The organism is Candidatus Symbiopectobacterium sp. (genome assembly GCF_020054415.1).
Lineage (GTDB): Bacteria > Pseudomonadota > Gammaproteobacteria > Enterobacterales > Enterobacteriaceae > Symbiopectobacterium.
On record NZ_JAHWCO010000125.1, the window covers coordinates 1 to 8,435 of the forward strand.

The window sequence follows — 8,435 nt, forward strand, 5'->3', positions numbered from 1 at the left end:
ATACAGTGGCTAAAGTTGATGTAAGATGCCCGTTTTGTGAACAGACATCTCCTGTGAAAAAACACGGTTATGGCAAAAGTGGCCATCAGCGTTACCGTCGTCAGTCATGCAAACACGGATGGCTACAGGGCTTACAACGACTAACTTCCAAAAGTAAAACACATTGTTAGCAAGCTGTATACACAGCGTATTGAGCGTGCACATCTGACACTGCGTAACCGATTGCAACGGCTCAATCGCAAAACGCCCGGATATTCAAAATCATCCGAAATGCACGATAGGATCATCGGTACTTACATCGAACGCGAGTACTACGTTTGATGCTACATCAACTCATTGAATACACGACAAAAAATACTTATAAGATTGCCAGATTAAGTCACAATCTGCCTGATTTGGATACGATTAAGCAGCGCAAGCGACCGCAACGAACACGGAACGCCATCTCGAGATGGTCATTATATAATGCATTGATATTAAAACATATGTAATGAATTTTTTGGTTTTTATCCCTTTTTAAGCCTGACCCGCATTTTTTACCGTAAGGTGACGCTCGAATGTTTCATTTATGTTAAATTAAACGACGGCGTGGGGGACGGCGCATACCGGGTATCGCACGTTCGTCAGCCATTTTCTCTTCTTTGGAGGTTTTGTGCAGTTTTTTATTGTGCTGGTCGAGCCAGCTCGCACAGAGAACGTGGGGGCGGCAGCCAGAGCCATGAAAACCATGGGATTTCATTCACTGCGTATTGTTGACAGTCAGGCGCACCTTGAGCCAGGTGCACGCCGCGTGGCGCACGGGGCCGGTGATATTCTGGATAATGTGACCTGCTACCCTACGCTTGCTGACGCGTTGGCCGATGTGGATTTTACCGTCGCGACGACAGCGCGCTCGCGAGCCAGGTTTCACTATTACTGCACGCCGACAGAGTTGCTTGGGGTGATGCAGGAGAAACAGCAGTGGGTCAGTTCGGCAGCGCTGGTGTTTGGCCGTGAAGATTCTGGCCTCACCAACGACGAATTGGCGTTGGCGGATATATCGACGGGTGTGCCGATGCAGGCAGACTACCCGTCACTGAATTTAGGGCAGGCCGTCATGGTCTATTGTTACCAGTTGGCGAAACTGATGCAGGTGCAGGCAGAGACTGCTCAAGCCGGGCAGTTGGTGGCGCTGCGTCATCGGCTGGAAAAGCTGTTGGTGACGTTGCAGGTAGACTATGACGAGAAACTGCGTGATCGGCTACTGCAACGCATCGGGCTGTTACAGCAGCGGGATACCGCCATGCTGCATACGCTGCTGCACGATATTGAGAAGGCGCTGAAGTGAGATGAAAAAAAGAAATCCATTGACTTCATGTCGCGATTGCCTTAACTAATAGAGGATAGAAACCGATTTGTTGATCGAGAGTCCTTTACGCATGCGTCAAATCAGCCTAACCACCACCATTATTACCAGTAACGGTGCGTACTGACGCGTAGAAAAGAATCTGAAAAAGCCCGCACCTAAACAGTGCGGGTTTTTTTTACGGCGAAGAGCAGGCTCCGCCGACCAGGGCCGCCAGCGGCGGCAGCCAAAAGCGCACGGCGTGTTTTGGTGACTGAAACTCAGGAGAAGAGATAAAAATGCGAGTGTTGAAATTTGGCGGGACTTCTGTGGCGAATGCGGCGCGTTTTGCGCGCGTTGCCGATATCATCGAGAGCAATGCGCGTCAGGGACAGGTTGCCACCGTGCTGTCTGCCCCGGCGAAAATCACCAACCACCTAGTGGCGATGATTGATAAAACCGTTGCGGGCCAAGATATTCTGCCGCATATCAATGATGCCGAAACTATCTTTTCTTCTCTGCTAAAAGGGCTGGCAGAATCTCAGCCGGGTTTCCCATATGAGCGCTTGTCCACGCTGGTACAACAAGAACTGGGCCAGTTGAAACAGGTTCTGCACGGCATTTCACTGTTGGGGCAATGCCCGGACAGCGTCAACGCCAGCATTATCTGCCGTGGCGAGAAACTCTCTATTGCTATCATGGAAGCGGTATTTCAGGCCCGTGGTTATAAGGTCTCGGTTATCGACCCGGTAAAACGCCTGCTGGCACAGGGGCATTATCTGGAATCTACCGTGGATATCGCGGAATCCACGCGCCGTATCGCCGAGCAAGGCATTCCTTCCGATCACGTGATTCTGATGGCGGGATTCACGGCGGGTAATGATAAAGGGGAACTGGTGATACTGTGCCGCAACGGCTCTGATTATTCTGCCGCCGTGTTGGCCGCCTGTTTACGCGCTGACTGTTGTGAAATCTGGACTGACGTGGACGGTGTCTACACCTGCGACCCGCGTCAGGTGCCTGATGCGAGACTGCTGAAGTCGATGTCGTATCAGGAAGCGATGGAGCTATCCTACTTCGGTGCCAAAGTACTTCACCCCCGTACCATCGCTCCCATTGCCCAGTTCCAAATTCCCTGCCTGATTAAAAATACCGAAAATCCCCAAGCGCCCGGCACTCTGATTGGTTTAGACAGCACCGATATCCAATATCCGGTAAAAGGCGTCACCAACCTGAACAATATGGCGATGTTTAACGTATCCGGCCCCGGCATGAAAGGCATGGTAGGGATGGCAGCGCGCGTGTTTTCGGCGATGTCCCGTGCGGGCATCTCAGTGGTGCTGATCACGCAGTCCTCTTCCGAGTACAGCATCAGCTTCTGCGTGTCGCAAAGCGAACTGGCGCGTTCCAAGAAAACGCTGGAAGATGAATTCTATCTGGAACTGAAAGACGGTGTGCTGGAGCCGCTGGATATCACCGAGCGTCTGGCGATCATTTCCGTGGTGGGCGACGGTATGCGCACGCTGCGCGGCCTTTCTGCACGCCTGTTCTCCGCATTGGCCAGTGCCAATATCAATATCATCGCGATTGCGCAGGGTTCCTCTGAGCGCTCCATCTCTGTGGTGGTGGATAACGACGTGGCGGTGACTGGCGTGCGTGTGGCGCACCAGATGCTGTTTAATACCGATCAAGTGATCGATGTGTTCGTTATCGGTGTCGGCGGCGTAGGTGGTGCCTTGCTGGAGCAAATTCACCGCCAGCAGCAGTGGCTGAAGCAGAAACATATCGATCTGCGCGTCTGTGGTATTGCCAACTCCAAAGCCTTGCTGACCGATATTAACGGCATTGCGCTGTATTCATGGCGTGAAGCGCTGAATGAGGCACGCGAACCCTTTAATCTGGGTCGTCTGATTCGTCTGGTGAAAGAGTATCATCTGCTTAACTCGGTTATCGTGGACTGTACCTCTAATCAGGCAGTGGCAGATCAGTATGCTGACTTCTTGGCCGATGGCTTCCATGTCGTCACGCCAAACAAAAAGGCTAACACCGGTTCCATGAGCTATTACCAGCAACTGCGCAGCGCTGCCGGTAAATCACGCCGTAAGTTCCTGTATGACACCAACGTTGGCGCCGGGCTTCCTGTGATTGAAAACTTGCAAAACCTGTTGAATGCCGGGGATGAACTGCTGCGTTTCACCGGGATCCTCTCGGGGTCGCTCTCCTTTATCTTCGGTAAGCTGGATGAAGGGATGAGCTTGTCGCAGGCGACGTTGCAGGCGAAAGCCAATGGTTACACCGAACCCGATCCGCGTGACGATCTGTCCGGCATGGATGTGGCGCGCAAGCTGTTGATTCTGGCGCGTGAAGCGGGCTATAAGCTGGAGCTGGCTGATATCGACGTAGAGTCGGTGCTGCCGCCGTCCTTTGATGCTTCAGGCGATGTCGATACCTTTATGGCGCGTTTACCCGAGTTGGATGCGCAATTCAGTGAAAAAGTGGCGCAAGCGCGGGAAGCAGGTAAAGTGTTGCGTTATATCGGCGTGATTGAAGAAGGGCGCTGCAAAGTGCAAATTAGCGCAGTGGGCGGTAACGATCCGCTGTTCAAAGTAAAAGACGGTGAGAATGCGCTGGCGTTCTATAGCCAGTATTACCAGCCATTGCCGCTGGTGCTGCGCGGTTATGGCGCGGGTAATGATGTGACAGCGGCCGGTGTGTTTGCCGATCTGTTGCGCACGCTGTCATGGAAGTCAGGAGTATAATGATGGTTAAAATTTATGCGCCCGCGTCGATCGGCAACGTCAGCGTTGGGTTTGATGTACTGGGCGCGGCGGTTACGCCTGTTGATGGCTCACTGTTGGGCGATTGCGTAACCGTAACGGCTGCTGAGAGCTTCAGCTTACGTAATGAAGGCCGTTTTGTTGGTAAACTGCCGAGTGAACCGAAAGAGAATATTGTCTACCAGTGTTGGGAGCGGTTTTGTCAGGAAGTGGGGAAAACTATTCCTGTCGCTATGACGTTGGAAAAGAACATGCCGATCGGCTCGGGTCTGGGATCCAGTGCTTGTTCCGTGGTTGCCGGTCTGATGGCGATGAACGAATTTTGTGGCAAACCGCTGGATGATGCGCGTTTGCTGGCGCTGATGGGTGAACTGGAAGGGCGTATTTCAGGCAGCGTACACTACGATAATGTTGCGCCGTGCTTCCTGGGCGGTATTCAACTGATGATCGAGCAAAACGGCATCATCAGTCAGCCAGTGCCTGCGTTTGACGATTGGCTGTGGGTCATGGCCTATCCGGGGATCAAAGTGTCAACGGCGGAAGCGCGTGCCATTCTGCCCGCGCAGTATCGCCGCCACGATTGCATCAGCCATGGCCTTTATCTGGCGGGCTTTATTCACGCTTGCCACACCCGCCAGCCTGCGCTGGCGGCGGCGTTGATGCAGGATGTGATCGCCGAGCCGTACCGTACGCGCCTGCTGCATGGGTTTGCAGAGGCGCGTCAGGCGGCAAAAGATATCGGTGCGCTGGTGTGCGGTATCTCTGGTTCTGGGCCGACGCTGTTTTCCGTGTGCGACGATATGGAAAAGGCGCAGCGTCTGGCCAGTTGGCTGCAAGATAACTATTTGCAGAACGATGAAGGGTTTGTTCATATTTGCCGTCTGGACACGACAGGCGCACGTCAATTGGGATAAGGCATGAAACTTTACAACTTAAAAGATCACAACGAGCAGGTCAGCTTCGCGCAGGCGATCAAACAGGGACTTGGACGCCAGCAAGGGCTGTTCTTCCCGCTGGAATTGCATGAGTTCAGTTCGACGGAAATCGATGATCTGCTGGAACTGGATCTGGTTACGCGCAGCAGCCGCATTCTTTCTGCCTATCTGGGTGATGAGATTGCGCCGGAAACCGTTTATCAACGTGTTAAAGCGGCATTTACCTTCCCGGCTCCGGTTGCCACGGTCTCTGAAGACATTGCATCTCTGGAGCTGTTCCACGGCACGACGCTGGCGTTTAAGGATTTTGGCGGGCGCTTTATGGCGCAAATGCTGGCACAGGTCTCCAACGGAGAAAAAGTCACCATTTTGACGGCAACCTCCGGTGATACCGGTGCGGCGGTCGCGCACGCGTTTTACTGTCTGGATAACGTGCGTGTGGTGATTCTGTATCCACGCGGGAAAATCAGCCCGTTGCAGGAGAAGCTGTTCTGTACGCTGGGGGGCAACATCCATACCATCGCGATCGACAGCGATTTCGATGCGTGCCAAGCGCTGGTGAAGCAGGCGTTTGACGATGAAGCATTGAAACAGGCTATTGGCTTGAACTCAGCCAACTCCATCAATATCAGCCGATTGCTGGCACAAATCTGCTATTACTTTGAAGCCGTGGCGCAGTTTCCTGCCGCCGCGCGTCAGCAACTGGTGGTGTCGGTGCCGAGTGGCAACTTCGGTGATTTGACCGCCGGTCTGTTGGCAAAATCCCTCGGCTTACCGATCAAGCGCTTTATCGCTGCCACCAATGCCAATGACACCGTGCCACGTTATCTCAGCAACGGCGAATGGGTGCCTAACTCGACAGTAGCAACGCTGTCTAACGCCATGGATGTCAGCCAGCCGAACAACTGGCCGCGCGTCGAGGAACTGTTCCGTCGTAAAAACTGGGCGCTGCCAACGCTGGGATTTGGTGCTGTGAGTGATGACGTGACCAAAGCGACCATGCATGAATTGGAAGCGTTGGGCTATACCTCTGAACCCCATGCGGCCATCGCTTATCGTCTGCTGCGCGACCAACTTCAGCCGGGCGAGTTCGGTTTGTTCCTGGGGACGGCGCATCCGGCGAAATTCAAAGAGAGCGTAGAAGCCATTCTGGGGAAAACCCTGGATCTGCCGGAAGCGCTGGCGCAGCGTGCGGATCTGGAATTGCTCTCGCACAACTTTGCACCCGATTTCGCGCAACTGCGTCAGTTCCTGATGGCGTTGCCGGAATAACCCCTGTTGTTATAAGCGTTGTTGTTATAACCGTCGATGTTCATCGTTCCCCGCGCCGTGCGGGGAACGGTAACCTTCACTGCGCGTGGCGCTTAAAGACAAGTTCGTTCTGGGTCGCGCCATATTCCGCAAAGAAGTAACCTTCCAGATTGAAATCTCGCAGCTGCTCAACCTGCGTCAGCCGGTTTTTGATAATAAAACGGCTCATCAAACCGCGCGCCTTTTTGGCGTAGAAGCTGATCACCTTGAACTTGCCGTTTTTCTCATCCAGAAACACTGGTTTTATCAGCGTAGCGTTGAGCTTTTTGACATTGACGGATTTGAAGTATTCATCCGACGCCAGGTTGACGAGAATATCATCACCCTGCACCTGTAGCGCTTGATTGAGGTGCTGCGTGATGGTATCACCCCAGAAGTGATAAAGATCTTTGCCAGCCTTGTTCTCCAGCCGCGTGCCCATTTCCAGACGATAGGGTTGCATCAGATCCAGCGGACGTAGTACGCCATACAGCCCGGATAACATGCGCAGATGCTGCTGGGCAAAATCGAAATCCGCCTCGCTGAAATCTTCTGCGGCAAGCACGGTATACACGTCGCCTTTGAAGGCCAACAGTGCTTGGCGTGCATTGTCGGGGGTAAAATGGGGCTGCCATTCGCTAAAACGTCCCGCGTTGAGATCCGCAAGTTTGTCACTGATGCCCATCAACGAGGCGATCTGTGCCGGTGTGAGCCGTTTACACTGGGCGATCAGTTCGCTGGCATGGTCCAGCAACGCGGGTTGCGTGTAACGCTCGGTGGCTAACGGGCTGGTGTAATCCAGCGTTTTCGTTGGCGAAATGGTGATCAACATGGCATGGCTCCCCTGTTTTTGTTGCAAGTACTGTAGCAAAAAACACGGAAAAAGGGGCGATGGCTGCAACAGGAAAAGGCTGTCTTGCGCGGGGGGCGGTGCGTGTTATTATCGAAACATAAGTAAGTTATAAGTGCGAAACACAAGACGACGTTCATATACCCACAACGAGATATGCCAACATGACGGATAAACTGACTTCCCTACGCCGATTGACCACGGTCGTGGCTGATACCGGTGATATCGCTGCGATGAAGCTCTACAAACCGCAGGATGCTACCACCAACCCTTCCCTGATTCTGAACGCGGCGCAAATTCCTGAATACCGCTCTTTGATTGAAGACGCGGTGAAGTGGGCGCGTGAGCAGAGCAGCAAACGGGAACAGCAGCTTGTCTATGCAACGGACAAACTGGCCGTCAATATTGGTCTGGAAATCCTGAAACTGATCCCTGGACGCATCTCCACGGAAGTGGATGCACGCCTCTCTTATGACACTGAAGCGAGCGTTACCAAAGCTAACCATTTGATTAAGCTCTATAACGATGCAGGCATCAGTAATGATCGCATCCTGATTAAGCTGGCTTCAACCTGGCAGGGCATCCGTGCCGCCGAGCAGTTGGAAAAAGGAGGCATCAACTGTAACCTGACACTGCTGTTCTCTTTTGCACAAGCGCGTGCCTGTGCGGAAGCCGGTGTCTTCCTGATCTCTCCGTTTGTGGGCCGTATTCTGGATTGGTACAAAGCCAACACGGATAAGAAAGAGTATGCGCCGCAGGAAGATCCGGGCGTTATCTCCGTTACTGAAATCTATGAGTACTACAAAGCGCACGGTTACGAGACCGTGGTGATGGGCGCAAGCTTCCGTAACAGCGGCGAAATTCTAGAGCTGGCGGGCTGCGATCGCCTGACCATTGCGCCAGCATTGCTGAAAGAATTGTCGGAATCCACCGGCGATGTGCCGCGCAAACTGGCTTATAGCGGTGAGATCAAAGTGCGTCCGGCGAAAATGACTGAAGCCGAGTTCTACTGGCAGCACAATCAGGACACGATGGCGGTTGATAAACTGGCAGACGGTATCCGCAAGTTTGCTATCGATCAGGGCAAACTGGAAAAAATGATTGAAGGTCTGATGTAATTAACTGTACTAGCTCAGACCTGATCTGACAGTTACCGATTATTTATACAGGTGTCTGTCAGATTACATCTGGTTCAGATTCTTTTCTGCCCAGATCCGTTTTCCATCGAGTAAAGTGGCCATCGGCGTACGCCCGCAGCA

7 protein-coding genes, 1 pseudogene and 1 other annotated feature are annotated in these 8,435 nt (G+C 53.0%); of the genes and pseudogenes, 7 read left to right on the forward strand and 1 reads right to left on the reverse strand.

From position 1 onward, the window contains the following. Window positions 1-53 precede the first annotated feature (53 nt). The 6 genes and pseudogenes from QZ506_RS03830 to thrC all read left to right on the forward strand — a co-directional run bounded on the left by QZ506_RS03830 (window position 54) and on the right by thrC (window position 6,308). Window positions 54-170: a hypothetical protein gene (locus tag QZ506_RS03830; protein ID WP_291969208.1), complete on the forward strand. Its 117-nt coding sequence runs from the start codon at window positions 54-56 to the stop codon at window positions 168-170. Continuing rightward, window positions 145-321: pseudogene (locus QZ506_RS03835) on the forward strand (IS1 family transposase); the annotation flags it as partial. The gene QZ506_RS03830 and the pseudogene QZ506_RS03835, both read left to right, overlap by 26 nt. 331 nt (window positions 322-652) lie before the next feature. After that, complete coding sequence (locus QZ506_RS03840; RefSeq protein ID WP_291969197.1) at window positions 653-1,327, forward strand: tRNA/rRNA methyltransferase; 675 nt, start codon at window positions 653-655, stop codon at window positions 1,325-1,327. 98 nt (window positions 1,328-1,425) lie between these two features. Continuing rightward, window positions 1,426-1,527 (forward strand) — a sequence feature (Thr leader region). Between the two features lie 96 nt (window positions 1,528-1,623). Next, window positions 1,624-4,083: a bifunctional aspartate kinase/homoserine dehydrogenase I gene (gene thrA / locus QZ506_RS03845; protein ID WP_291969199.1), complete on the forward strand. Its 2,460-nt coding sequence runs from the start codon at window positions 1,624-1,626 to the stop codon at window positions 4,081-4,083. A gap of 2 nt (window positions 4,084-4,085) precedes the next feature. Then, window positions 4,086-5,015, forward strand: a complete 930-nt coding sequence (thrB, locus tag QZ506_RS03850) for a homoserine kinase (RefSeq protein ID WP_291969201.1) — start codon at window positions 4,086-4,088, stop codon at window positions 5,013-5,015. A gap of 3 nt (window positions 5,016-5,018) precedes the next feature. Next, on the forward strand, window positions 5,019-6,308 hold the full coding sequence (thrC, locus tag QZ506_RS03855; protein ID WP_291969203.1) for a threonine synthase: 1,290 nt from the start codon (window positions 5,019-5,021) through the stop codon (window positions 6,306-6,308). Between the two features lie 76 nt (window positions 6,309-6,384). On the opposite strand, the gene yaaA is transcribed toward thrC, so the two are convergent. After that, complete coding sequence (yaaA, locus tag QZ506_RS03860; RefSeq protein ID WP_291969205.1) at window positions 6,385-7,158, reverse strand: peroxide stress protein YaaA; 774 nt, start codon at window positions 7,156-7,158, stop codon at window positions 6,385-6,387. A gap of 182 nt (window positions 7,159-7,340) precedes the next feature. Here yaaA and tal point away from each other — a divergent pair, with 182 nt between their 5' ends. Beyond that, a complete protein-coding gene (tal, locus tag QZ506_RS03865; RefSeq protein WP_291969206.1) occupies window positions 7,341-8,294 on the forward strand; it encodes a transaldolase in 954 nt (317 codons plus the stop codon). The last annotated feature ends 141 nt before the right edge of the window (window positions 8,295-8,435 follow it).